We start from the raw sequence: 24692 nt of genomic DNA on the forward strand, positions 1-24692 counted from the left end.
ATGGTCGCAGCCCTGCCCGAGGTCGACCCGTCCGGCACCGCCTGCCAGCGGTGGAGCGGCGGGTCGCACTCGTTCGTGCGCACCCGCGACGGTGGATTCGACCCGGCCCGCTACGCCGTCGAGCCGCTGCCCGAAGCCGCCGCCAAGGCGTACGTGACCACCCATCACTACTCCGGCACCTACCCGGCCGCCGCTGCCCGCTACGGGCTGTACCTGCACGAGCCCGACGGCCCCGCGCTGGTCGGCGTCGCCGTGTTCGGCATCCCCGCCCAGGCCAAGGTCCTCACCGCCGTGTTCCCCGACCTCGCGCCGTACACGCAGTCGCTGGAGCTGTCCCGGTTCGTGCTCGAGGGCCCTCGCGGCGGCGCCGTGCGCGCCCCGGCCAACTCCGAGTCCTGGTTCCTGGCCCGCTGCTTCGAGCACCTGGCGGCCCGCGGCGTCGACGGCGTCGTCTCCTTCGCCGACCCGGTGCCGCGCCGCGTCGGCGGCACCACCCTGTTCCCGGGCCACATCGGCACCATCTACCAGGCCTCCAACGCCCGCTACACCGGGCGCGGCACCGCCCGCACCCTGACCGTGCTGCCCGACGGCACCACCCTGACCGCCCGCGCCCAGCAGAAGGTCCGCGCCCGCGAGCAGGGCCACGGCTACGTCGAGCGGCGGCTGATCGCCCTCGGCGCCACCGTGCCGCGCGCCGGGCAGGACCCCGCCGACTGGCTGGCCGCCGCCCTGCACGAGGTGGGCGCCGCCCGCGTCCGGCACGGCGGCTGCCTGCGGTACGCGTTCACCACCTCCCGCACCGCCCGCCGCCGCACCCGGATCGCGCTGCCGGGCCGCCCCTACGTCAAGACCATCGACCAGGCCGCCTGACCCGAGCTGCGGCTGCCGCACATAGGGCAACCATGAGCGCTCTCGTCACGCCCCTGGCCATGGGCCGGCGCGCGCACGCGCGCCCGCCCACCCCGGTGCCCGCGCCGCCGCGCGCCGCGCTCGCGCTGCGCAGCATGTCCAAGCGGGTCGTGGTGTGGGCTTGCGTCGCGGACACCGACCCGGAGCCGATGACCGGGCAGATCGACGTCGCCGAGACCGGAGGAGGCGATCCCCACGCCTCTGCGTTCGCCGCGGCCCTGCCGACGATCCTCGCGCAGATCGAGCCCTGGCTCGCCCGGCTGGCCTCAGGCACCAGCTTGCGGCTGGCCGAGCTCGCCGTGCTGAACCCGACCCTGCGCCAGCGTCTGCGCGAGGGGCCCCCGCTCGACGGCGTGCTGGTCCTGCCGGCATCCGAGGTCACTGAGGCGAACGCGACCGTGGGCGCCGCACGCCAGCTCGTGGAGCAGCTGCACCGAGACGTCATCGCCCCCGGCCGGGAGGCCACCGTCGAGGTCGCCGTCGGTGCCTCCGTTCGCGCCCACCACCGCGACGCCGGGGTCGCCTGGGCGCGTGCCGACGGCCTGTACGAGACCCGCGTGGTCGATGCCAGCGACCAGACCGCTGCGCTGGTTCGAGCGATCGTCCTGGCCGTCCGGGCGCACCGCCGTCACGAGGGCCGGCTCGAGGTGGTGTGCTCCAGCCGCGCCGCCGTGTCGCTCGCGCGGGACGCGCTGACCGGGCGCCCCCTCTCATCGCACAGGGCGCGGGCCGCCGCACAGCGCGCACTGGCAGATCTCGACACCGCGGGAACGGTGCGCATCGTGCGCGCGGGCGGGGGCGGGATCTCGCGAGCGGCCGCTCGGCTGGCCACCGTCGCGCGGCACAACCACGAGGCGGGAGTCGCCGGGCCCGAGCACGAGCGACGGGCCGCCGCAGCCCTCGCCGACGAGCTGGGGCGACCGGCGCCCTGAGCCGCCCGCACATCTAGGGGGCAACCGCAGACCGACGAGGGGCAGCACCCGCAGATGAGCAACTCCGCCAGCAACACGACCAGCACGCTGACCGTGTACAGCCGCCCCCGCTGCGTCCACTCCGCTGCGACCTACCGGGACCTCGACGCCGCGGGGATCCAGTACGAGGGCATCGACCTCGCGGAGGACATCGGCGCCCGGGAGTACGCGCTGTCGTTCGGGTTCCTGGAGGCGCCCGTCGTCGTCGTCACCGCGCCCGACGGACGGGTCGCCGCCGCCTGGGGCGGCTACCAGCCCAAGAACCTCGCCCTGTTCATCGCCAGCTGCCGCAGCGAGAGCGCGGAGCCTGCGCGCAGCTAGCACGCCCAGCAGCGGGCCCCGGGATACACCTGCGATCCCGGGGCCCTCCGCTGGGTCACGACGCCAGCGGCACGATCTGCTCGTCGTACTCGCGGACGTCGTCTGCGTAGGCCAGGCGGGCAGCGGTGACCAGAGCGCGACCGTCCGAGAACGGGCCGCAGAGCACCTGCCCCGTGTACCGGTACAGCACCTGAGGATCGGCGTCCGGCGCCAGCACCTGCGCGAGCTCGCTCACTTGGGCGTCGGACTGCCCCGAGAGCACCCGCCGCATCTGCTCGAGGATGAGCGCGACGGCAGGGTCCGGAGCCTCCCCGGGGTCGGTGAGCGTCGCCTCGAAGTCCGCTTCGACGGCCGGGTACCCCGGGCCGAGCGCCTCGAGCACGTGCCGCAGCAGCCGCCGTGTCTCCTTCGAGGCGAGTACCGCGAGGGCCATCGGCAGCTGTTCGCCCCACGTCGGACCCAGGTGCCAAGCCATCAGCTGGCCCTCCGAGGAGTCGATCTGCTCTCCACCGAGCACCTTGGCCATGGTGACGATCAGCGAACCGAGGGCTTCGTCGGACGGGGTGGTGTCGACCATGTCACCCACCGTCTCCGCCGCCAGCACCGTGAGCTGCTCCGCCTGGTCGGGGTCCTCGTGGTCGACCCCGCTGCCGGCGACGAGATCGCCCAGGAGCGACAGCCACGACCACTGGTCCTCGAGCGAGGCCGCGAGCCGACCCCAGGAGACCCGCCAGATCAGCGGCCAGATCAGACGCACGTGGTCGAGCGCCCACCCCTCGGGCCCGAGGTCGATGTGAGGTGCGAGGTCGATGCCGTCGAGGTCCGGGTCGAACGCGCCGGCCTGCCATGCTGCGATGCGCTCCGCGTCGCCCACATCGGCGGGGTCCATGCCGACCGTGGCGAGCACGTCCAGCCACGTAGCGGCGACCCCGGCGTCGGTCTGGGTCACCGCCTCGTACATGCCCGCCTCCGTCAGCGTGACCGCGACGCGCACCGCCCACGCAGCGTCCGTCTCGACCATGTGCCCCGACTCGATGTCGCGCTCGAACTGGGGCGGCACGCTGGGGTCCAGCTCGGCCGGTTCACCGGCGGCCCACAGGTCGTCGGGGTCGCCGTTCGGCTCGGGTCGCACCTGCCGCTCGTACAGGCTCTGCGGGAGCCAGAACAGCGGGTTGCGCAGCGCCTCGGCCGACACGCGGGGGAAGGCTCGCCGGGTGTCGTACTGGCCCGGTGCGGGGGCGTCGCCGAGGTAGCCGCACAGGGGGATGGGCATCGCCATCAACGGACTGAAGACGACCTCGTCAGGCATGAGGCCGGTCGCAGACAAGAAGGCCGCCCGACGCCCCTCAAGTACCTCGTAGGTGTCGTAGACCCCGGGGGCGGTCAGGAGCAGCTCTCCCGGGTTCATCAGGAACTCGTAGCGCTCGAACTGGGACATCGGTGGCGGCTCCTCGTGACGTCGTATCCCTGTGCACCCCTCAACATGCGCCGAATCTGCGGCGTCCGAGCCCGCCGCACATCTACCGAGCATGACCAGCTTCGAAGGCGTGCACCCGCGCCAGGGTGCCGGCGTGTCCACCGGCGGGCAGTTCGTGACGAAGGCTCGGGCGGAGGTGGCGCTCGACCTCGAGGCCGTGCACCACGGGCACGGCACCACACTGGTCGAGCAGGCGCGCGAGCTCTGGCACCTCTGGCAGGGCGGTGCGATCGAGGAGTACACGCGGCTGGAGCGGGAAGTCCTGGCGTCCGTGCCGCACCTCGACACGAGCCTGGTCGCCGACGACTTCTACCACCCCATGCTGCAAGCCCTGGCCGACGGCAAGGCCCACGAGGCGGAGAGCCTCGGGCGACGGCTGGACGTCATCGCCGAGCGGGAGCGCGCCTGGCGAGAAGGCGGCTACACCCCGCCCACCTTCACCAAGGATGAGCAGACCTCAGGCCCGGTGACGTACCGCAAGTCGACCGGCAGCAACTACACCGGGTACCGCGACGTGACGGCGATCGCGAAGGACGTGCGCGCCGACCTGCGTGCGGCGCAGCGTGCCGGCTTCATCCCGCCCGACGTGACAATCTCGGTGCGGTCCTCGAAGTACGCGGGCGGGCAGGCCCTCGACCTTCGGGTGGAGGGCCTCAGCGAGGACGACCAGTTCCAGCGCCGCTCGCCCCTGGACCCCTCCTGGCAGCGCCGCTACAGCGCCTACGCGCACCAGGTCCGGGACCGGGTCAAGGCCATCGCGTCCGCCTACTCCCACGACGACACCAGCAGCGAGACCGACTACTGGAACGTCACCTACTACTGCAACGTCACTCTCGCCGACCCCGCACCGGTGACCGACGGGGTGCTGCTGTGAGCGCGACCCCGTTCGTCGTCGGGCTCGACCTGTCCCTGACGTCGACCGGAGTTGCCCTGATCGCGCACGACCTCAGCGTGCGCACCGTGCTCGAGAAGTCCAAGGGCACGCGCGCCGACACGATCACGGCCCGGCGAGCCCGGCTGCGAGACCTCGCAGATCGCGTCCTGGCGCGCTGCACGGGCGCGACCCTCGCGGCCATCGAGGCACCGGCCTACAGCCAGGCCGCCGGCGCCGGTAGCCACGACCGGTCCGGCCTCTGGTGGTTGGTGGTCGACGGTCTCGTCAGCGCGGGCGTGCCCGTCATCCAGATCTCCCCGAGCTCGCGCCCCACGTACGCCACCGGCAAGGGCAACTCGGGCAAGGACGCCGTCATCATCGCGGTCACGCGGCGCTACTGGGGCGTGGAGATCGCCGACAACAACGAAGCGGACGCGCTGGTCCTCGGGGCGATGGGCGCGCGCCTGCTCGGGCGCCCGATCGAGGGGTCCCTGCCCCAGACCCATCTGCGCGCGATGGACAAGCTCACCTTGCCGCCAGGCCTCGTCCCACTGGCCGCCGCCGCAGCCGCCTGACCGCCGCCCCTCCGCACGCAAGGACCGCCATGACCACCACCGCCGTCCCGCATCTGACCGTCGTCGGCCCCGCGTACGCCCAGTCCGTGCTCGCCGACCCACAGGACCGCCGCGGCGCCGTCGACGCCACGAACTACCCGGTCGCCACGACCAACGAGCAGGTCCGCGCCTGGGTACGGTTGCGAGCGCATCGCCGGCAGTCGCTCGCCTGCGTCCGGCTGCAGTACGCCGACCTGTCCGGACTCAACCTCTCGGGTGCCGAGCTCACGAGAGCCGACCTGTTCGGTGCCTCCGCCAGCGGCTCGCGCCTCACCGCGGCCGACCTCACCGGTGCGGAGATGGCACTCATGGACCTGCGGGGCGCCGACCTCACCGCGGCCACCCTGCGGGGCGCGAACCTCATGGGTGCTCGGATCGATGAGACCACGGTTCTGGACTGGATCGACTGGGACCGCCACACCGTCTGGCCTGCGGGGCTCACCCCGCCGGCGCCGCTGTTCGACCCGCCCGCGGCCTGACGCCCCGGCCCTGCCGCACATACCCCTGACATGGCCGAGAGCACCACGCGCGGGTTCGTGCACCTGCACACGCACACCGAGTACAGCCCTCTGGACGGCATGGGCCGCATGTCCGATCTCGTCAAGGCTGCGGCCGCGGACGGCAACCCGGCGTTCGCGGACACCGACCACGGGACGCTGGCCGGCGCGTGGAAGCTCCGCAAGTTCTGCAAGGCCGCCGGGATCAAGGCGATCCCGGGGTGCGAGGTCTACATGGCGATCGGCTCCCGGTTCAAGCCCGAGACGATCCTCGTCGACGCCGACGACGAGTCCGGGGACGCGATCGACGACGAGAAGGGCACCAAGGGCGCGCTCGGGGAGACCCGCAAGAAGAAGAAGATCTACGAGCACCTCACGCTGTTGGCCTACACCCCCGAGGGGTGGCGGAACCTGGTGCGCCTGCACAACAGCGCCCAGGCGACGTACTCGCCCGGCGGCGGCGGGCTCGCCAAGCCGCAGCCGCTCATGGACTTCGACCTCCTCGAGAAGTACCGCGAGGGCATCATCGTCCTGACCGGCTGCCTCGGCGGAGGCGTGGCCGGAGCCCTCGTGCGCGCGCACAAGGACCCCACCCACGCCGGCGAGCACCGTGCCGCTGCCCGCTCGTACCTGACGAACCTGGTCCGCATCTTCGGCGACGAGAACGTCTTCGTCGAGGTGATGGACCACGGCATCCCGGACCAGCACCTGATCACCGAGGACCTCCGGGCGATCGCCGGCGAGTTCGGGCTGCGCATGGTCGCGACCAACGACTCCCACTACACCCACGAGCGCCACAGCAAGGCACACGAGGCGTGGCTCGCCGTGGGCACCAAGAAGGTCCTGTCCAGCGAGAAGCGCTTCAAGTTCCACGGGCACGGGCACCACCTGCGCACCGAGGCCGAGATGCGCGCCCTGTTCGGCGGCGAAGCGTGGTGGCAGGCGGCCTGCGACGCCACCGTCGAGATCGCCGACCGGGTGCACCCCGACATCTTCGGGGAGACGCGCCTGCGCCTGCCCGTGTACCCGGTGGCCCAGCTCAACCCCGAGTTCCGTCCGCAGAACGTCGACCACGACGACACGCGCGCGATGTCCAACGCCTACTTCCGGTTCCTGGTCTCCAAGGGCGCCCGCGAGCGGGAGGGTCTCGCCCCGGACGAACGGCTCTCGGCGGAGGTGAACAAGCGGATCGCCTGGGAGTACAACGTCATCGTCACGATGGGCCTGGCGGACTACTTCCTCATCGTCCGCGACGTCATCGAGTGGTGCCGCTCCACCCGCGGGCTGCCCACCAAGGCCTACCCGAAGGGCCGCGAGGGCCAGAAGAAGCCCATCCGCGTCGGCCCGGGCCGCGGGTCCGCCGCCGGCTCGTACTGCTCCTACGCGCTGGGCATCGTGCTGCCGCACCCGATCAAGAACGGGCTGCTGTTCGAGCGGTTCCTGGACCTGCTGCGCGTCGGCATGCCCGACGTCGACGTCGACTTCGAGCAGGGGCGACGCCCCGAGGTCATCGCCTACCTCGTGGCGATGTGGGGCTCGGACCGCGTCGCCCAGATCGGCACCTTCGGGATGGCGCGCACCAAGGCCGCGATCAACGACGCCGCCCGCGTGCTGGAGAAGCAGGCGCTGGGCGACAAGCTCTCCAAGCTGGTCCCCATCGAGGGCGGCAAGCCGGCCTCGATCGCCTCGCTGACCGACGATGCGTTCCTGCCGGGGCGCGACTTCCGCGCGCTGGTCGCCAAGTCGGGCGAGGACGCCACCGCGATCCTCGAGCTCGCATCCGCCTTCGAGGACGTCATCAAGACCCCGGGCATCCACGCCTCCGGGGTCCTCATCGCCGACGAGCCGATGTTCGACCTGGTCCCGCTGCGGCGCAGCGCGCGCGGCAAGGGGGCCGCGCTCAACGCCCCGATGATCACCGAGTGGGACGGGGTCGACTGCGACGACTACGGGCTGCTCAAGCTGGACGTGCTCGGGCTGCGCAACCTCGACGTCGTCCAGTTCACCGTCGACTCCATCAAGGCCACCACCGGTGAGGACGTCGAACCGGCCGACATCGACCCCGACTGCGGCGACGAGCGCGCTCAGGCCGCGTGGGCACTGCTGCGCGCCGGGCGCACCGCGGGGGTGTTCCAGATGGAGTCCGAGGGCATGACCAAGCTCGCCATGGACTCCGGACCGACGTGCCTGGACGACCTGTCGACCATCGTCGCCCTCTACCGGCCCGGGCCCCTCGGCCAAGGCATGGACAAGCACTGGGCTGCTCGCAAGCGGGGGACCGAGCCCCTGGACTACGGGATCTTCACCGACGACCGGGACGAGCAGGCCGCCATCGCGGCGGTGCTCGACGAGTCGCTGGGCGTGCCCGTGTTCCAGGAGCAGTCGATGCGTCTGGGCGACGTGGTGGCCGGCTTCGGCCCGAACACCAGGAACCGGCTGCGCAAGGCCATCTCCAAGAAGAAGAAGGACGAGATCGCCGCCGTCGGCGAGCTGTGGATGGAGAACGCCTCCAAGGGCGTCTCGAACGAGACCGGGGAGCCCAAGGTCGCCTTCCGGCCCTCCAGCGCCCAGAACCTGTGGGACGCGATCAAGTCCGCCGGCGAGTACCAGTTCAACAAGTGCTTGGCGGGCGAGACCGTCGTCACGACCGGTCGGCACACCGATCACGAGGTGGCGGCGCTGTACCGGCGCCTGCACGCCTCGGATCGGCGCGCTGACGGGATCTGCCCCGCGTGTCTGCAGCGTCCGTCCCGGATCAAGACGGTCCTGTGCGACCCGTGCAGGCAGTGGCGAGCGATGTTCAACGGTCGCGGGTTCCACGTCCTGTCCTACGACTTCGCCGACGGGCGGATCCGCCCCAAGCGGGTCAAGGACGTCCACTTCAACGGTCGCCGCGAGGTCTACCGGATCACCCTCGCTGACGGCCGGACCATCCGGGCGACCGGCAACCACCGCTTCCTCGTGCAGGGCGGCTGGGTGCGCGTCGAACACCTGTCACTCGGCGACGAGCTGATGACCAGCGAGGGCTACGAGGCCCAGCAGTGGGACGGCTCCTACCGGCTGACCACCGGCGAACGTCAGGGGGCCCCCGGTCGCCTGTACGCACCCGGATCGGAGAACGTCGGCTACGTCGACGGCGGCCACGTCGCCCTGGCCGAGTGGACCGAGGCCACCCGGCAGGGCTCCGCGTGCGCTGCATGCGGCGTGAGCGGCGTCCGCCTCGAGCGCGCGCACCTCGACGGCGATCGGACCCACAACGCGCCGGGGAACCTCGCGTGGCTGTGCGTCAGCCACCACAAGGAGCACGACTACGAGGTCAACGGCCGCCGCCGGAAGTGGGAGAAGGGCTACGCGACCGGCACCTCGGCGATCGTGAGCATCGAGGCCGACGGCGTCACCGACACCTACGACCTCGAGATGGACGACGAGGGCCACAACTTCATCGCCAACGGCATCGTCTCGCACAACAGCCACACCACCGCCTACGGTCTGCTGGCGTACTGGACCGCCTGGCTCAAGGCGAACTGGCCTGCCGAGTTCGCCGCCGCGATCCTGGCCGCCACCGAGAGCGCCGACAAGCGCGCGAAGGCGATCCTGTCCATCCAGCAGGAGGGCATCGAGCTGCTGGCTCCGGACATCAACGTCTCCGGCGCTGCCACCCAGCCCGAGGGCGCCTCTGCGGTCCGGTTGGGGCTCTCGGAGGTCCGGGGCGTGGGCGCCAACGCGGCCGTGATCGTCGCTGAGCGGGAGGCGAACGGCCCCTTCACCGGCCTGGCCGACCTGCTCCTGCGGGTGCACGCTGCCCCGAAGGCCGCCGCAGACACCGAGGCGGACCAGGAGCAGGAGCAGGAGGACGAGGCCGAGGTGGACCAGGCGACCGCGGAGGTCGGTGCGATCCTGCCGGTCAACGTCGTGGAGTCGCTCGTCGCAGCCGGCGCGCTGGACTCGTTCGGGCCGCGCCGCGGCCAGATGATGATCTCCCGGGCGATCCGCGAGCACCCCGACCTCGCAGTGCCGGACGTGGACTGGGGGCTCCTGGAGCGATCGGGACGTCAGCGCATCGCGATCGGCGTCATCACCGGGCAGCATCCGCTGTCCCAGCTCGGAGCGCAGCTGCGCTCGTACACCACCCCGAACGGGAGGTACGCACGCCCGGTCTCGACGGTCCACGCCGCCGCCGAGCGCGAGCAGGTGCTCCTGCTCGGCGTTCTCGCCGGGTACTCCGAGAAGGCCTACTCCAAGGGCCGCATGGCCAAGATCACCCTCGAGGGCACCCGCGGCGCCATCGACGGGGTGATGTGGGACGACGACCGTCAGCGGGTGGCTTTCGAGCCCGCAGTCGGTCAGGTGGTGGCCATCTCCGGCACGGTCCGCGTCCGCGAGATCGAGGTTGAGGACGAGGCGGGCGAGGTCGAGATCGTCTCGCGGCGCGAGCTGACCTTCCGCGACATGTGGCTTGTCCCGGTCGAGGACCCGGTCGTCAACCGCTTCGCCCTGGAGACCGACGAGCTCGCGATCGCCCCGGAGCGGATCGAGGAGGCTCCCGTCGCGGTGCTGTCGCTACCGTCGGCCGGGCCCCTGGAGGTGTACGCGCCACGGCTGCCCGAGGCGGTTGTGGCGACCCTCGGGCGGGCGCTGTACGACTGCCCGTGGACCGGCACGGACGTGGCCGGCGGGGTGTGGCTGTTCGGGCGCGGCCCGGATGCCGTCATCGTGACCGTCGGCAAGGTCACGGTCCACGCCCTGGAGAACGCGCGCGACCTCGCTCGCGCCAACAGCACGGACGGCTGGGTGCAGGCGGCGTGAGCACTCGAGGACCGACGCAGCCGGGGTGCTCACGCCGGCGTCACGACGCCGCACATAGACCCCTCAGAGCGCGCGACTCGCGCAGCCTGCCGAAACGACCCTGCTGGAGCACCACATGACCGGTAGCACCGAGATCACCGCCGCCCGCGAGGGTGCGCGAGACCTCATCGCGCACATCATCCTTCGCTGCGGCGGCCGACCGGACGGGTCCATGGTCGCCGTCAGCTTCACCGGCGCGGAGGACGTCGCCGACGACCACCCGCTCGCCGTCGTCGACCTGTCGACGTCGGTGCCGGACCGACCGGCCGCCGAGACCGTCGCGCACCTGCGTAGGGCCGTCGCCGAAGCGGGCGCCGAGCGTGTCGCCCTGGTGGCCTTCGACCACGACGTCCCCCAGATGACCGTCCTGACCGGTCTGCTGGCCGTGACGGTCGGCCTGCCGACGCAGCGGCTGCTCGTCGCCGACGACATCTGGCTCGACCCGGACAACCCCTCTGTGAGCGGCGCGATGGCCGAGATCTACGCCTCGCGGGCGGCCGTCTCGGCGGTCCTCGACGGCGTCGTGTTCCCCGTTCCGGAGATGCGGTGACCTCGACTCCCACCTGGTTGCTGCTGACGTACCTGGCCGGTGCGGGAGCGATCATGGCGTCCTACGCGGGCCTGGTCGCGGTTCGCGTCCCGCAGGGCCGCTCGAGCGTGACCGGCTCGTCGGCATGCGACTCGTGCGGACACCGCCTCCGCCCGCAGCACAACGTGCCGGTGGTGTCGTGGCTGGCACTGCGCGGCCGGTGCCGCGACTGCGGGGCGCGGATCGGTGTTCGGCACCTGATCGTCGAGCTCGTTGGCGCCGCGGCGTTCGTCCTGATCGGTGTCGTCGCCCCGCCGTCGTTCGGCTGGCCGGTGGCGTGCACGGCCATGGTGCTGACGGTCGGCGGGCTCGCACTCTCGCTGATCGACATCGACACCAGGACCCTTCCGGACCGCGTCCTGCTGCCGTGGTCCGCGGTGCTGGTGGTCACGATGGTGGCCGGGGCGATCGTCGCGGGGGACCTGGGGTCGCTCGCGCGCGCCGGGCTCGGGGGCTGTGCGCTGTTCGCGCTCTACTTCCTGGTCGCCGTGATCTACCCCGCTGGCATGGGGTTCGGCGACGTGAAGCTCGCGGCCCCGCTGGGAGCGGTGATGGCGTTCGCGAGCTGGCCTGTGCTCGCCGTCGGCGCGTTCTGCGCCTTCCTGCTGGGCGGGCTGGGTGCACTCGTGCTGGCGTTGCGTGGCCGGTTGCACCGCGGCACAGAGGTGCCGTTCGGCCCGTACATGGTCGCCGGCGCCTTCGTCGGTCTGCTCGTGGGCGACCCGGTCGCGCACTGGTACCTGACCGTCTTCGGGCTCGCCTGAGCGGTGCCCTGCCGCACATACGAGACGTGCGGGACAAGTCCCGCCGGTTGACCGCCGATCAGGTCGCACAGGTAGAGCCGGATACGAACCGGACGTACAGCAGGAGGAAGTACATGGCTGGTGACACCGTCATCACGGTGATCGGGAACCTGACCGCGGACCCGGAGCTGCGGTTCACGCCCGCAGGGGCGGCGGTCGCGAACTTCACCGTGGCGTCCACGCCGCGCACGTACGACCGCCAGAGCAACGAGTGGAAGGACGGCGACACGCTGTTCCTGCGCTGCTCGATCTGGCGGGAGGCGGCCGAGAACGCTGCCGAGTCGCTCACCAAGGGCACCCGCGTGATCGTCCAGGGTCGCCTGATCCAGCGGACGTACGAGACCCGCGAGGGCGAGAAGCGGACCGTGTACGAGCTCGAGGTCGACGAGGTCGGCCCCTCGCTGCGGTACGCGTCGGCGAAGGTGACCCGCAAGGCCAGCAACGGCAACGGCGGCAACGGTCAGGCCCCTGCGGCGCCCGCGCAGGACGGCGCGGTGCCGGCGCAGGCCGCCCCCGCGCAGGCCGCCGCCCCCGCGCAGGCCGCCGCTCCCGCGCAGGCCGCCGCCCCCGCGCAGGCGCCGACCGAGGAGTTCTGAGCCTCCGGCTCACCTCACGGAGCAGGCCCCCACCCCGTCGCGGGTGGGGGCCTGCTCCGTTCTCGGCGCATGTTCTGGTGGGGAGGAGGTGGCATGCGCTACGTGAGTGTGTTCGTCGGGCTCGCCCTGGCGCTGGTCGGGGTGGTCGCGGCTGGAGGCGGCCTGCAGGGCCCGGTCGCCGGGATCGCAGAGCTGCGGCAGTGGATGGTCGCGGTGGCGATCCTGATCGTGCTCGGCGCGCTGACCCAGCGGCTCCGTGGCGCCGCAGTGGGCAGGTGGTCGGGCGCGGTCGACCCGCAGCGCATGTACTCACCCGAGCAGCGACGCGTGATCCACGAGCGCGCCGGCGGCCAATGCGAGTACACCGGGTGGGGCTGGCAGCGCTGCCGGTCGGCATCCGAGCACGCCGATCACCTGCACCCGCACGCCAAGGGCGGCGCGACCTCGCTGCGCAACGGGGTCGCAGCCTGCGCGCACCACAACACCTCGAAGGGGGCGAAGGTGCTCGCGCGCTCGAAGATCCGCTCCCTGGAGCGGCGTAGGCGGCGCTACTTCCCGAAGGGCGTCGATGTCCGGGTGGGGGAGATGTACGACCTGGCCACCACGCGACGCGACGAGGGTCGCGTCGGTGCCGCGACCGCCGCGACACCACGCCGCGGACCCGGCGTGCCTGCCATGGCGTCGCCTCCGGTCCGCGTTCCGCCTGCGACCCCGGTGGTCGTTCCCGGGTGGGACGAGGTCGCTGAGGACCCGAGCGACGATACGGCGCCCTGGGGCTCGGCTCCTTCCGCCTCGCAGCCGGGCGCGACCCGGCCCGGGCCGTCGGCTGGGCACCGAGACACCGGCGGGCCGGCCCCGGGGACACGCCCGCCGGCGCCACCGCTGTGGTGACGATCCCGCACCTGATGAGCCATCCGATGGACGTACCGCCAGATCGGCGCCTCCGGGGTCGTCACGGCCCCTAGGGTCGGCAGCACCAAGGTGACCGGCGGAGGAGCGCGTGGAGCCGATCGAGATGCACTTCCGCCAGCGCGCCCCGGTCGACGACACCGAGGTGCCGCCCGAGCGGTGCGGCGCGTGACTGCCCGGCACTCGCCGGCGCAGATCGCCGCATTCGCCGCGGGGGAGTCGGCTCAAGTCGTGGCGCGCGACCGCCGGGACGCGGCCCTCGTGTTCCTCCCGCGTGGGCAGGCCGACTCCGTGCGCGCCGTGGCCGTCGAGCACTACGAGTGCCCTATCCCGGGCTGCGACTCGCCGGTGCCGCTGTCGACCCGCGGCGGCTCGAAGCGCGACCACTTCTGGCACCGGCGCCCGCACGCGCACCCGGGCGGGCCCGAGTCGTTGCACCACTTCCAGGCCAAGCATCTGGTCGCACAGTGGGCGCGCGCAGCCGCGGCCGCCGGTGGGGTGGAGGTAGCGGTCAACGAGGAGGAGTGGTCCTCGGACGTCCGCAGGCGACCTGACGTCCTGGCGACGTGGCCGGACGGCAGTCGCGTCGCCTTCGAGGTCGAGTACAAGTCCTTCCCGGTCGCCGCGTGGCGAGCGAAGGACGATGCCTACAGGGCTGCCGGCATCGTCCCAGTGTGGCTGTTCGGCCACACCCCTGAGCGCTACCTCAAGCCCGAGCGGCGCGCCGGGCGCGCGCGAGGCGAGGGGGAGCCGCCGGCGTTCCGCCTGACGGCGATCACGGCCTGTGCTGCCGAGCGCGGGCCGGTGCTGTTCATCAACCCGGTGCTCGGCCTGGTCGGGACGCTGTGGGACCGCGGCGAGGATCTCGAGACGGTGCGGGCAGAGGACCGGCGCTGGTTCATCTCGCGAGGTCGCAGGGTGGGCGATCCGCGCGCCGTCTCACCGAACCGGGACGCCAGCTTCGACCTCGCGCTCAGCGAGCTGCGTGCGTGCGCCCTCGACGTCAGCCGCGGGCTGGTGACGCCCACCATGTCGGCGATCGAGGTGGAGGCCCGTCGTGTGCAGGACGCCGCAGCCGCAGACCGGGTGGCCATCACGTCGGCGGCGCGGGCAGCGCGTGCCAGTGGCCGGCGCGCGGTGGCTCGGCAGGTACGTTCTGTGGTCCCCGCGCCGCCCAGCGCGCCCGGCGCGCGATGCCGGGTCTGCGGGAACGAGCTCGACCCCATCCTCGCCGCCGCCGGCCGCCACGTCCTGTGCTGAGCCTGGTGAACCCGGGCGCGAGACCCGGCTCGGTGGCTGAGAGGCGACCAGTGGGCCAGTCCTGCTGTGGGTGCCGCACATCTACAGGCCGTGGAAGACCAGCACCCGACCCCGGCAGCAGAGCCTCAGGACCGGACCGACCCGGTCGGTGAGTCCGCCGCGTTCTGGCAGAAGGAGTTCGATGCCGCGGAGCCGCGGCCGATGGATCCTGCCGATGCTCATCTCGCAGTGACGTTGATGGGCCAGTCGTCTGCCCCCGCGCGCACGCCGCGCCGGGCAAGCTGAGCGCTCCTAGCGCCGCGTGATGGTGACCCGCTTGCTCGGGTCGTACTCGCCTGGCCCGCGATTCGCGCGGTCGATGACGACTTCCGCGAACTGCGCGATCAGCAGTCGGCGACTCGCGATCGGCAGTCCCTCCCAGCGTTCTCGCACCGCGGCGACGGTGCGGGCCGAGACGAACAGGCGGGCTACTGCGTTCTTCGCGGAGGACGCCAGCTTCTGCTCAAGGGCGTCCATCCGCGCCTCGAGCTTGGTGGCGAGGCGACGGTAGGTCGTCCAGTCGATCTCGCCATCGGCGAACCGCTGATCGACGACACCGAGACGGATGCGCGTCGCGTGCGCCTCGTCCTCCACCGCGGTGACCTTCTCGCGGTCGTCGCCCTCGGTGATCTGGACGATGTTCGTCGGGCGCGCGAGAAAGGCGATCATCCAGCCTTCGACCCACGCATCGACGGAGGCCCTGGGCACCCAGATGTGCACGCTCGGACTCGAACACCGGTAGCGCAGCTCCCCGGTCCTGGTGTCACTGCTTGCGCGCACGGGCATGCCGCAAACGGCGCACGTCGCGACCCCCGACAGGAGGTTCTGGGCGGTGCGACCGCCCTTGATGTTGCCCTTCGTGCGCAGGGGATCGGTCAGGAGGCTGACCAGTGCGAGGTGGGTGGCCTCGTCCAGGATCGCCGGCCAGTCCCCGTTGGTGAACGTCTGCCCGTCGTAGACCCGGGTTCGGATGTACAGGGGGTTGAGCATGACGGACCGGACGCCGTTCGACGTCCAGCCGCGCTTGCCACGGCGCGCGCTCGACAGCCCGGCGTCCACCCACTCGCGAGCGATCTGGACGAGCGGAACTCCAGCGAGGACCTTGCGCGCCCCGTCCTGGATCGCCGCGGCCTCTTCCGGGACGATGGCTGACCGGTCGAGCGTGTAGCCGAACGCCCTGACGCCCGACGGCCAAGGCCGACCCTCGCTGGCGCGCTGCGCGTTGGCGGCGCGCTGGCGGTCCGACTTCCGCTCGGACTCCTGCCGAGCCATCAGCGCCATCATCCCGGCAAGAGTGCGCCCATTCGGGTTCGACAAGTCGGCGTCGCCGATCGCTGTCACGAGCGCCACGCCGTGCTCGCGGCTGAGGGAGTCGATTCGCACCCAGTCGTCCAGCGAGCGCGTGATGCGGTCGACCGCGTAGGCCAGGATGACGTCGATCTCGCCGCCAGTGGCCATCGCGAGGACGCGCTCGAAGGCGGGGCGCTCCTTGCCCGAGAAGGCCGAGATGGAGTTGTCTGACTCCACGGCGACGACCGTCCAGCCCCGGCTTCGAGCGAGCTGCCGACACATCTGCTCCTGGCGCTTCACGCCGGCTCCCTCGCCGGTGTGGTCCCGACTGATCCGCGTGTAGATCACGGCCCGACGCGGGCTCTCCGGGAGCATGGAAGTAGCATACTTTGAACGAAGAAGGTCGGCGCGGCGTTCCGGTCCGCGGCGGCGATCGGCGTGGACGCCGTCCTGGTGACCCCGCGGTGCGCCGACCCGCTGTACCGGCGGTCCGTGCGGGTGTCGATGGGCACGGTGTTCCAGGTGCCGTGGACGCGGATCGACCCGTGGCCGGACGGCATCGCCCTGCTCCGGGACGCCGGGTTCGTCACCGCGGCGCTGGCGCTGTCGGACGACTCGGTCTCCCTGGACGCCCTGGAGGCCGACCCGCCGGAGCGGCTGGCGCTGGTGCTCGGGGCCGAGGGGGACGGGCTGAAGCCGGCGACGATCGCGGCGGCCGACGTGACGGTGCGGATCCCCATGGCGGGCGGGGTGGACTCGCTGAACGTGGCGGCCGCGGCGGCCGTGGCGTTCTGGGCGACGCGCGTGCGGGACTGAGGCGTCTCCCGGCGACGCGGACACCGGGTACCCGGTGGACGCGCGCGCGGTGGAGGGACGTCTCCTGACGACGTGGACGCCGGGTACCAGGTGTCCACGCTTCGCAGCGACGTGCCGGCGGGGCGCACGCGGACACGGCGGACACGGTGGTCATCGCCGTCGCGGTCGACCTGGTGACGAACCTGGGGCAGCAGGGCTGAACCTCAGGCGTCTGTGGAGATCGCCGCGCGCTTCTTGCCAGGGGCGTCCGCACGGGGTGACGCTGGCCGGGCGCACACCGCGGTGCCGGGCCGGGAAACGGCTCACCCACGCGGCCGCAGCGCCGCACCGCCGGTGACGACCGGCCACTCGTCCTTCGCCTGGCGGACCTCCGCGGTCCGTCCTGCAGGCGCGCCCGCCGTGGGCCCGCCTGCCTGAGGGGGCACCCATGAACCGCATGATCCGCGCCGTCCTCGGCGGCGGCGCCGCACTCGTCACCACGGCCGCACTCACGCTGCCGTCCCACGCTCTCGAGACCCCACCCGACCCGCCCGGGGGAGGTGGCGGCGCGCACGCCGACGCGGTCTTCGACCCGGAAGCCCCGGTCACCGCGAACTGGACCCGCGCCCAGGCGCTGCAGATCGCGCCCGACGAGACGAACACGAAGCCCCTGATCCCCGAGGACTTCCCGCTGATGACGGAGGACGTCTGGATCTGGGACACCTGGCCGCTGACCGACCTGGACATGCAGCCGGTCGCGTACCAGGGCTGGAACATCATCTTCTCGCTGACCGCGCCGCGGTCGATCTTCTTCGGCGACCGGCACTGGCAGGCCCGCATCGGGTACTTCTACTCCCGCGACGCCCGCACCTGGACGTACGGCGGCGACCTGTTCCCCGACGGGGCGTCCCTCGGCTCCCGCGAGTGGGCGGGGTCCACCGTGCTGACCGACGACGCGACCGGCACGCTGCAGATGCTCTACACCGCGTCCGGGCACGACGACGGCGGGATCGACCCGGACGACCCGCTGCAGCGGCTCGCGCACACGACCGGCCAGATCCACGCGGACGACCAGGGCGTGTGGTTCACCGGGTTCGAGGACCACCAGATCGTCGCCGAGGCCGACGGTTCCCTGTACCAGACCCAGGAGCAGTCCGAGTCCGGGCCGATCATCTACGCCTTCCGTGACCCCTTCCTGTTCCGCGACCCGACGGACGGCAGGACCTACGCGCTGTTCGAGGGCAACAACGCCGGTGTCGCCGGCACCCACCGGTGCGACCGCAAGGAGATCGGGCGCGTGCCACCCGGGCACGTGGTGCCGGAGGACGCGCGGTTCTACACCGGGAACATCGGCTTGATGGAGCTCACGCCGGGCGACTCCACCTACACCGACTGGACTCTGCTGCCGCCGCTGCTGTCGGCGGAGTGCACCAACCAGCAGACCGAGCGGCCGCACCTGGTCGTGCACGAGGGGAGGTACTACCTGTGGACGATCAGCCACACCTTCACGTTCGCGCCGGGGCTCACCGGGCCGGACGGGCTCTACGGGTTCGTCGGTGACGGCCTGCGCAGCGACTACCGGCCGCTCAACGGCAGCGCGCTGGTGCTCGGCAACCCCGAGGAGGCGCCGCTGCAGAACTACTCGGACTACGTGATGCCGAACCTGCTCGTCGAGAGCTTCATCGACACGGTCCCGACCGCCGACGGCGGGGTCCGCTACGGCGGCACGCTGGCACCCACGCTCGAGCTCGAGCTCGAGGGGGCGACGTCGCGGCTGGTCGACGAGCTGCCCTACGGGTACGTCCCGGCGCTGCGCGCCGCGCCCTGACGCGCGCGACGCTCGACACCCGGCCGGTTCGCGGCGCGACGGCGGTGACGCCGGTCCGCCGCGGACCCCGGGACGGGGTGGGCTGGCGGTCGCGGGCGGCGCCGGGATACTGGTCGGGCTGCCCAGCGACCGACAGCCTGCGAGGTGCCCGTGACCACGACCGAGACCGACCGGCCCGCCGTGGGCGGACGCGGGCCCTGGGGCACGTCCCGCCCGGTGTTCTGGGGATCCGTGGCGGTGGTCGTCCTCGTGGCCGGCCTGACGATCGCGTTCCCGGAGACGGCGGGCGAGGTGATCGGCCGGATCCAGACCGACGTCGTGAGCGCGTTCGGCTGGTACTACGTGCTCCTGGTGGCGGGCTTCGTGGCCTTCGCCCTGTGGGTCGGGCTCGGGCGGTGGGGCGACATCACGCTCGGGCAGGACGACGACGTGCCGCAGTACCGGCTGACCACCTGGTTCGCGATGCTGTTCGCGACCGGCATGGGCATCGGCATGGTGTTCTGGGGCGTCGCGGAGCCGCTCAGCCACTACGCGGACCCGAAGCCCGCGGTGACCGGGACGCCCGAGGAGCTCGCGCAGGCGGCGATGTCGCAGACCTACCTGCACTGGGGCGTCAGCGCGTGGGCCATCTACGTCGTCGTCGGCCTGGCCCTCGCCTACACCGTGCACCGCAAGGGCCGGCCGGTGTCGATCCGCTGGGCGCTCGAGCCGCTGCTCGGCGCGCGCGTGCGCGGGCGGCTCGGGGACGGGATCGACATCACCGCGGTCGTCGGGACGGTGTTCGGCATCGCGACGTCGCTCGGCCTCGGGGTGCTGCAGATCACCGCCGGCCTGGAGCACGTGGGGATCGCCCGGTCCTCGACCGTGCTGCAGGTCGTCGTCATCGTCGGCGTGACCGGGTTGGCGACGTTCTCCGTGGTGTCGGGGCTGGACCGCGGGCTGAAGTGGCTGTCGAACATCAACGTGGTGTTCGCCGGCGTCCTCCTGCTCGCCGTGCTGGCGCTCGGGCCGACGCTGTTCCTGCTGCGCGAGTTCGTGCAGTCCCTCGGGGTGTACCTGGCGAGCGTCGTGCCGATGATGTTCAACGTCTCGGCCTACGCCGGCGCCGAGGGGGAGGCGTGGCAGGCGTCCTGGACCACGTTCTACTGGGGCTGGTGGATCTCCTGGTCCCCGTTCGTCGGGGTGTTCATCGCCCGGATCTCGCGGGGGCGGACCGTGCGGGAGTTCGTCGGCGGGGTGCTGCTGGTGCCGACCCTGGTGTGCTTCCTGTGGTTCTCGGTGCTGGGCGGGTCGGCGCTGCACACCGAGCTGTTCGGCGGCGGCGGCCTGGTCGGGCCCGGCGGCGAGGTGGTGCCGGAGAACGCCCTGTTCGACCTGCTCGCCGGCCTGCCGGGCGGGGCGGTGCTGTCGGTCGGGGCGATCGTGCTGGTGGCGCTGTTCTTCATCACGTCGGCCGACTCCGGGGCGCTCGTCGTGTCGATGCTGTCGGCGGGCGGCGACCCCGAGCCGCGCACCCCGCTGCGGGTGCTGTGGGCGGCGCTCGGCGGGGTCCTGGCGATCGCGCTGCTGCTGGCCGGCGGGCTCACGGCGCTGCAGACGGCGGCCATCCTCATCGCGCTGCCGTTCAGCGTGGTGATGATCGGCATGGTCGTGTCGACGTCGCGGGCCCTGCACGCGGAGCACACGGCGTTCCTGCGCGCCGAGAAGCGCCAGGTGCGCGCGCAGCTCGCCGCGCACGTGGGGGCGCGCGTCGAGGCGCAGGTCCAGGCCTCGGTGGCCCGGCACGTCGACGAGCGCCTCGGCCGGGAGCCGGGCGGGTCGCGGCCGCCGCAGCCGCCGCGGCCCGGCGTCCGGCGGCGCCGGACCGACTGAGCCGCCGCCCGCCCCAGCCGCTACGGTGGGCGCCGGCCGCACGCGCACCCCCCGACCCGGAAGCACCATGCCCCGCACCTCGACGCCCCCTGCCCCGACGCTCGACGCCGCCGCCGCGGACGACCACCTCCGGCACGGGCTGAGGCCCCGGCACCTGACGATGATGGGCCTGGGCTCGGCGATCGGCGCCGGCCTGTTCCTCGGCAGCGGCGTCGGCATCGCGACCGCCGGTCCCGCCGTCCTGGTGTCCTACGCGATCGCCGGCCTGCTGGTCGTGCTGGTCATGCGGATGCTCGCGGAGATGGCCGCCGCCGTCCCGGCCAGCGGCTCGTTCTCGGTGTACGCGGAGGCGGCGCTCGGCCGGTGGGCGGGCTTCACGCTCGGCTGGGTCTACTGGTTCACGCTGATCATGGTGCTGGGCGCGGAGATCACCGGCGTCGCGCGGATCGTCTCGGGCTGGCTGCCGGGCGTGCCGCAGTGGGCGGTGGCGCTGGCGTTCGTCGCGCTGTTCGCGGCGGTGAACCTCGCGGGTGTGCGGCGGTTCGGCGAGGCCGAGTTCTGGTTCGCGCTGATCAAGGTCGCGGCGATCGTGGTGTTCCTCGTGATCGGCGTGCTGCTGGTGCTCGGCTGGCTGCCGGGCACCGAGCCGGTCGGCACGGCGAACCTGCTCGGGCACGGCGGGTTCGCGCCGGAGGGGCTCGACGGGATCGCGGCGGGGCTGCTCGTGGTGGTGTTCGCGTTCGGGGGCATCGAGATCGTGACGATCGCGGCGGCCGAGGCGGACGAGCCGCAGCGCGCGGTGGGCCGGGCGGTCCGGACGATCCTGTGGCGGATCCTGCTGTTCTACGTCGGCTCGGTCGCGATCATGGTGCTGGTCCTGCCGTGGGACGCGCCGGTGCTGCAGGAGGGCCCGTTCGTGGCGGTCCTGGACGTCGCCGGGCTGCCGGGCGCGGCGCGGCTGATGGAGGCCGTCGTCGTCGTCGCCCTGCTGTCGGCGTTCAACGCGAACGTGTACGCGACGTCCCGCATGGCGTACTCGCTCGCCGGGCGCGGCGACGGCCCGCCGGTGCTCCGCCGGGTGTCCGGGCGCGGGGTGCCGTGGGTCGCGGTGCTGGTGTCGGTGGCGTTCGGCGTCGTGGCGGTCGGCCTGAACTGGGCGCTGCCGGACACGCTGCTCGGGATCCTGCTCAACGCGGTGGGCGCCGCCCTGCTGGTGGTGTGGGTGCTGGTCGCGGTCGCCCAGCTGCGGCTGCGGCCCCGCCTCGAGGCGCAGGCGCGCGAGCGGGGCGAGACGATGCCGCTGCGGATGTGGGGCTACCCGTGGCTGACGTGGGCGACTCTGGCGGCGCTGGCCGGCCTGGTGGTGCTCATGCTCGCGGACGGCTCCGCCCGGGGGCAGCTGCTGTCGACCGCCGCCCTGGTGGCGGTCGTCGTCGGGATCTACGGGGTCACGGTCCTGGTGCGTCGCCGCCGGGCCGCGCGAGCCGCCTGACTCAGAGCCCCAGCAGCAGGCTCACGGCGATAGCCGCCATCACGAGGGCGATCACCGCGTCCAGCACGCGCCACGCGCCGGGGCGGGCGAAGAGCGGCCGCAGCAGCCGCGCGCCGTACCCGAGCCCCGCGAACCACAGGATGCTGCCGGCCACCGCGCCGGCGCCGAACCACCAGCGCTGGTCGCCGTGCGTGCCGGCGACCGAGCCGAGCAGCACGACGGTGTCCAGGTACACGTGTGGGTTCAGCCAGGTCAGCGCGAGGCACGTCGCGAGCACCGGCCACAGCCGCGCGGGCGCCTCGCCGTCCTCGGTGGTGAGCGCGCCCGTCGGCCGCCAGGCCCGCCGCGCGGCGACGGCCGCGTAGCCGAGCAGGAACGCCGCGCCGCCGATCCGAGCGACGGCGAGCACCGCGGGTGCGCGGTCGACCAGGGTGCCGAGCCCGCCGACTCCCGCGGCGATGAGCAGCGCGTCGGACAGCGCGCAGACGGCGACGACGGGCAGCACGTGGGTGCGGCGCAGGCCGACGCGCAGGACGAACGCGTTCTGCGCGCCGATGGCGACGATGAGGGACAGGCCGAAGGCGAGGCCCTGGAGGGCGGCGAGGGGCACGGCGACGACGGTAGGACGGGGGGCTCCCATCAGTCCAACGACTGTCGGCGATGCTCGATCAGTTCTGCTGATGCTGGCCCCTCGGGGCGAAGGTCCCGTCCTGGCCGTCCCGCCTCACGGTCTACTGTGCTTACTGCATATGAACAGTAGAGGAGGTGGCCTCGTGCGCATCGCCGTGTCCAACAGCGCCGACGCCCCGCTGTACGAGCAGGTCGCCGAGCAGATCAAGGTCGCCGTGCTCGCGGGCGAGCTCGCCGACGGGGACGCGCTGCCCTCGGTCCGTGCGCTGGCCCGGGACCTGCGGATCTCGGTCATCACGACCACCCGCGCCTACGCCGAGCTCGAGGCCGAGGGCTTCATCACCACGGTCCCCGGCAAGGGTGCGTACGTGCTGCCGGTCGACACCGCGCTGGTCCGCGAGCAGCTGCTCCGCCGGGTCGAGGACGCGCTGGGAGCCGCCGCCGACGCCGCCCGGCTCGCCGGGGTGGACCGGGACGGCCTGGTCGAGATGCTCGACGTCGTGCTGGCCGAGGCGGACGGGGCCCGGCGGTGACCGGGCACGCGCTGCTCCTCGAGGGCGTCACCGTCCCCGTGGGGTCGTTCGCGCTCCGGGACGTGAGCCTCGCCCTGCCGACCGGCTACGTCATGGGGCTCGTCGGGCCGAACGGCGCCGGCAAGACCACGACGATCCGCACGCTCCTGGGCATGCTGCGGCCCGCCGCGGGGCGGGTCGAGGTGCTCGGCCGGACCCTGCCCGCGCCCGACGCGCTGCGCCAGGACGTCGGCGTCGTCCTGGACCGGCCGAGCCTGGTCGGGGAGTGGCGGCTCCGGGACGTCGAGCGCGCGCTGCGCCCGTTCTACGACCGCTGGGACCCCGCCCGGTACGCCGCGCTGCTGGCGGACTTCGAGCTCGACCCGGCCTCCCGGGTCAAGGCGCTGTCCCGCGGCATGACGATGAAGCTGCAGATCGCCGTCGCGCTGTCCCACGGCGCCCGCCTGCTGCTGCTGGACGAGCCGACCAGCGGGCTGGATCCCGTGGCGCGCGACGAGCTGGTCGGCATCCTCGGCGACTACCTCGTCACCGAGGACCGCAGCGTGCTGTTCTCCACGCACATCACCGCCGACCTGGAGCGGATCGCCGACCACCTCACGCTGCTGCACGCCGGCCGCGTCGTGCGCACGGGGACCAAGGAGGACCTGATGGACGCGTACTGCCTCGTGCGCGGCGGCCCGGAGGAGCTGCCCGCCGACGGCCTGGTCCCGCTGCTCGGCGCGCGGCGCACCGACGTCGTCGTGGAGGCGCTGGTCGCGGCCGACGACGTGCCGCTGCTCGGGCGGGGCGTGGTCGTGGAGCGGCCGACGCTGGACCAGATCGTGGTCCACCTCGGCGGCCGCACCCGGACGGCGGTGCCCGCGTGAGCCCGCTGAGCGCCGCCGTGCGGCTCGACGCCCGGACGGTGAGCCCGTACTGGCGCCAGCTGCTGCCGCTCGTGGGCGCGGCGGGGATCATCGCGGTGGTGTCCAGCGAACCCGTGGTCGTGGTGGTCGCGGGGGCGGTCTTCGGCTCGGTCGCCGCGTCCTACCCGTTCGCGGTGGGCGACAAGCACGACCTCGACACCCTGCGCGCGGTGCTCCCGGTGTCCCGCGGGGTCCTGGTCGCGGGCCGGTACCTCTACGCCGTCGCGCTGTACCTCGTGATCGCGCTGCTCACCACGGCGCTCGCCGTCCTCGGGTCGAGCATCGGGGAGCCGGCGGCCGGCCTCGCCGCGGGCGACCTGGCCTCCGCCGCCGCAGTCGGGTTCGGCGTGTACTCCCTGCTCGCCGGCACGCAGCTGCCGGTGTACTTCGCGCTCGGCTACACCCGCGGGCGGATGGTCTCCTTCGTCCCGCTGGTGCTCGGGTCCAGCGCGATCGGCATGGGTGTGAGCATGCTGGGCGACGGCATGCCCGACCTCGACCTCTGGCTGGCCCGGTGGAGCGACCGCCTGGCCCCGCTGGCCGTCGTCGCCGGGGTGCTGCTGCTCGCGGCGTCGGCCGTCGTCTCGTGGCGCCTCGACCGGCGGCGGGCGGCGCGCGCGGTAGCGTGACGAGCCCCGCAGCC

General features: G+C 72.8%; 21 protein-coding genes and 1 pseudogene. 19 read left to right on the forward strand and 3 right to left on the reverse strand.

From position 1 onward, the window contains the following. Genes HNR08_RS17985 through HNR08_RS17995 form a run of 3 tightly spaced genes read left to right on the forward strand, consistent with a single transcriptional unit; the run spans position 1 to position 2201 of the window. Positions 1-870 carry a Mom family adenine methylcarbamoylation protein gene (locus HNR08_RS17985; protein ID WP_146839773.1) on the forward strand — a complete coding sequence of 290 codons (870 nt, stop codon included), beginning with the start codon at positions 1-3 and terminating at the stop codon, positions 868-870. A gap of 32 nt (positions 871-902) precedes the next feature. Next, complete coding sequence (locus HNR08_RS17990; protein WP_146839775.1) at positions 903-1841, forward strand: hypothetical protein; 939 nt, start codon at positions 903-905, stop codon at positions 1839-1841. A gap of 54 nt (positions 1842-1895) precedes the next feature. Beyond that, positions 1896-2201: a glutaredoxin family protein gene (locus HNR08_RS17995; RefSeq protein ID WP_146839777.1), complete on the forward strand. Its 306-nt coding sequence runs from the start codon at positions 1896-1898 to the stop codon at positions 2199-2201. 55 nt (positions 2202-2256) lie between these two features. Here HNR08_RS17995 and HNR08_RS18000 read toward each other — a convergent pair whose 3' ends face one another. After that, positions 2257-3639 (reverse strand): hypothetical protein, encoded by a 1383-nt coding sequence (locus HNR08_RS18000; RefSeq protein ID WP_146839779.1) that lies wholly within the window; start codon positions 3637-3639, stop codon positions 2257-2259. A 91-nt stretch (positions 3640-3730) separates the two neighbouring features. On the opposite strand from HNR08_RS18000, the gene HNR08_RS18005 reads away from it, so the two are divergent. The 9 genes from HNR08_RS18005 (at position 3731) to HNR08_RS18045 (ending at position 14665) form a co-directional block, all read left to right on the forward strand. After that, on the forward strand, positions 3731-4552 hold the full coding sequence (locus HNR08_RS18005) for a hypothetical protein (RefSeq protein ID WP_146839781.1): 822 nt from the start codon (positions 3731-3733) through the stop codon (positions 4550-4552). After that, complete coding sequence (locus tag HNR08_RS18010; RefSeq protein WP_146839783.1) at positions 4549-5127, forward strand: hypothetical protein; 579 nt, start codon at positions 4549-4551, stop codon at positions 5125-5127. Before HNR08_RS18005 ends, HNR08_RS18010 begins: the two co-directional genes overlap by 4 nt. Before the next feature lie 29 nt (positions 5128-5156). Further along, positions 5157-5645: a pentapeptide repeat-containing protein gene (locus HNR08_RS18015; protein ID WP_183835197.1), complete on the forward strand. Its 489-nt coding sequence runs from the start codon at positions 5157-5159 to the stop codon at positions 5643-5645. Positions 5646-5675: 30 nt separating this feature from the next. Continuing rightward, positions 5676-10469, forward strand: a complete 4794-nt coding sequence (dnaE, locus tag HNR08_RS18020; protein ID WP_146831608.1) for a DNA polymerase III subunit alpha — start codon at positions 5676-5678, stop codon at positions 10467-10469. Between the two features lie 115 nt (positions 10470-10584). Continuing rightward, positions 10585-11058 carry a hypothetical protein gene (locus HNR08_RS18025; protein ID WP_146831610.1) on the forward strand — a complete coding sequence of 158 codons (474 nt, stop codon included), beginning with the start codon at positions 10585-10587 and terminating at the stop codon, positions 11056-11058. Beyond that, positions 11055-11861, forward strand: a complete 807-nt coding sequence (locus tag HNR08_RS18030; protein ID WP_246802845.1) for a prepilin peptidase — start codon at positions 11055-11057, stop codon at positions 11859-11861. Before HNR08_RS18025 ends, HNR08_RS18030 begins: the two co-directional genes overlap by 4 nt. A gap of 113 nt (positions 11862-11974) precedes the next feature. After that, positions 11975-12496, forward strand: a complete 522-nt coding sequence (locus HNR08_RS18035) for a single-stranded DNA-binding protein (RefSeq protein WP_146831612.1) — start codon at positions 11975-11977, stop codon at positions 12494-12496. A gap of 93 nt (positions 12497-12589) precedes the next feature. Then, a complete protein-coding gene (locus HNR08_RS18040) occupies positions 12590-13387 on the forward strand; it encodes an HNH endonuclease (protein WP_146831613.1) in 798 nt (265 codons plus the stop codon). Between the two features lie 186 nt (positions 13388-13573). Beyond that, positions 13574-14665, forward strand: a complete 1092-nt coding sequence (locus tag HNR08_RS18045; RefSeq protein ID WP_221286382.1) for a competence protein CoiA family protein — start codon at positions 13574-13576, stop codon at positions 14663-14665. 291 nt (positions 14666-14956) lie between these two features. Here the strand turns inward: HNR08_RS18045 and HNR08_RS18050 are convergent, their stop codons facing one another. Beyond that, on the reverse strand, positions 14957-16369 hold the full coding sequence (locus tag HNR08_RS18050; RefSeq protein ID WP_146831621.1) for a recombinase family protein: 1413 nt from the start codon (positions 16367-16369) through the stop codon (positions 14957-14959). Positions 16370-16396: 27 nt separating this feature from the next. On the opposite strand from HNR08_RS18050, the pseudogene HNR08_RS18055 reads away from it, so the two are divergent. The 4 genes and pseudogenes from HNR08_RS18055 to HNR08_RS18070 form a co-directional block, all read left to right on the forward strand. Beyond that, positions 16397-16810 (forward strand): annotated as a pseudogene (locus HNR08_RS18055) (TrmH family RNA methyltransferase); the annotation flags it as partial. A gap of 427 nt (positions 16811-17237) precedes the next feature. Further along, on the forward strand, positions 17238-18617 hold the full coding sequence (locus tag HNR08_RS18060; RefSeq protein WP_146831624.1) for a glycoside hydrolase family 68 protein: 1380 nt from the start codon (positions 17238-17240) through the stop codon (positions 18615-18617). A gap of 150 nt (positions 18618-18767) precedes the next feature. Next, the gene (locus HNR08_RS18065) at positions 18768-20489 is read left to right on the forward strand and encodes a BCCT family transporter (protein WP_246802847.1); all 1722 of its coding nucleotides are present in this window, start codon (positions 18768-18770) and stop codon (positions 20487-20489) included. 67 nt (positions 20490-20556) lie between these two features. Continuing rightward, positions 20557-21981, forward strand: a complete 1425-nt coding sequence (locus HNR08_RS18070; protein ID WP_146831628.1) for an amino acid permease — start codon at positions 20557-20559, stop codon at positions 21979-21981. A gap of 1 nt (position 21982) precedes the next feature. Here HNR08_RS18070 and HNR08_RS18075 read toward each other — a convergent pair whose 3' ends face one another. Then, positions 21983-22621 carry a LysE/ArgO family amino acid transporter gene (locus tag HNR08_RS18075; RefSeq protein ID WP_146831632.1) on the reverse strand — a complete coding sequence of 213 codons (639 nt, stop codon included), beginning with the start codon at positions 22619-22621 and terminating at the stop codon, positions 21983-21985. A 133-nt stretch (positions 22622-22754) separates the two neighbouring features. Between HNR08_RS18075 and HNR08_RS18080 the strand changes: the two genes are divergently transcribed. The 3 genes from HNR08_RS18080 to HNR08_RS18090 are packed head-to-tail and all read left to right on the forward strand — an operon-like array spanning position 22755 to position 24678. After that, complete coding sequence (locus HNR08_RS18080; RefSeq protein WP_146831635.1) at positions 22755-23144, forward strand: GntR family transcriptional regulator; 390 nt, start codon at positions 22755-22757, stop codon at positions 23142-23144. Beyond that, positions 23141-24010: an ABC transporter ATP-binding protein gene (locus HNR08_RS18085; RefSeq protein ID WP_210736795.1), complete on the forward strand. Its 870-nt coding sequence runs from the start codon at positions 23141-23143 to the stop codon at positions 24008-24010. Before HNR08_RS18080 ends, HNR08_RS18085 begins: the two co-directional genes overlap by 4 nt. Next, positions 24007-24678, forward strand: coding sequence for an ABC-2 transporter permease (locus HNR08_RS18090; protein ID WP_146831638.1), 672 nt, complete (start codon positions 24007-24009; stop codon positions 24676-24678). Before HNR08_RS18085 ends, HNR08_RS18090 begins: the two co-directional genes overlap by 4 nt. Positions 24679-24692: the final 14 nt, after the last annotated feature.

Origin of the sequence: Cellulomonas hominis (assembly GCF_014201095.1) — a bacterium.
In the GTDB taxonomy this organism is placed as follows: domain Bacteria; phylum Actinomycetota; class Actinomycetes; order Actinomycetales; family Cellulomonadaceae; genus Cellulomonas; species Cellulomonas hominis.

What these genes read in the sequence shown, in the direction of transcription:
- HNR08_RS17985 (WP_146839773.1), top strand. Translation starts at nt 1, where the DNA reads ATGGTCGCAGCCCTGCCCGAGGTCGACCCGTCCGGCACCGCCTGCCAG.
- HNR08_RS17990 (WP_146839775.1), top strand. Translation starts at nt 903, where the DNA reads ATGAGCGCTCTCGTCACGCCCCTGGCCATGGGCCGGCGCGCGCACGCG.
- HNR08_RS17995 (WP_146839777.1), top strand. Translation starts at nt 1,896, where the DNA reads ATGAGCAACTCCGCCAGCAACACGACCAGCACGCTGACCGTGTACAGC.
- HNR08_RS18000 (WP_146839779.1), bottom strand. Translation starts at nt 3,639, where the DNA reads ATGTCCCAGTTCGAGCGCTACGAGTTCCTGATGAACCCGGGAGAGCTG.
- HNR08_RS18005 (WP_146839781.1), top strand. Translation starts at nt 3,731, where the DNA reads ATGACCAGCTTCGAAGGCGTGCACCCGCGCCAGGGTGCCGGCGTGTCC.
- HNR08_RS18015 (WP_183835197.1), top strand. Translation starts at nt 5,157, where the DNA reads ATGACCACCACCGCCGTCCCGCATCTGACCGTCGTCGGCCCCGCGTAC.
- dnaE (WP_146831608.1), top strand. Translation starts at nt 5,676, where the DNA reads ATGGCCGAGAGCACCACGCGCGGGTTCGTGCACCTGCACACGCACACC.
- HNR08_RS18025 (WP_146831610.1), top strand. Translation starts at nt 10,585, where the DNA reads ATGACCGGTAGCACCGAGATCACCGCCGCCCGCGAGGGTGCGCGAGAC.
- HNR08_RS18035 (WP_146831612.1), top strand. Translation starts at nt 11,975, where the DNA reads ATGGCTGGTGACACCGTCATCACGGTGATCGGGAACCTGACCGCGGAC.
- HNR08_RS18040 (WP_146831613.1), top strand. Translation starts at nt 12,590, where the DNA reads ATGCGCTACGTGAGTGTGTTCGTCGGGCTCGCCCTGGCGCTGGTCGGG.
- HNR08_RS18050 (WP_146831621.1), bottom strand. Translation starts at nt 16,369, where the DNA reads ATGCTCCCGGAGAGCCCGCGTCGGGCCGTGATCTACACGCGGATCAGT.
- HNR08_RS18060 (WP_146831624.1), top strand. Translation starts at nt 17,238, where the DNA reads ATGAACCGCATGATCCGCGCCGTCCTCGGCGGCGGCGCCGCACTCGTC.
- HNR08_RS18070 (WP_146831628.1), top strand. Translation starts at nt 20,557, where the DNA reads ATGCCCCGCACCTCGACGCCCCCTGCCCCGACGCTCGACGCCGCCGCC.
- HNR08_RS18075 (WP_146831632.1), bottom strand. Translation starts at nt 22,621, where the DNA reads ATGGGAGCCCCCCGTCCTACCGTCGTCGCCGTGCCCCTCGCCGCCCTC.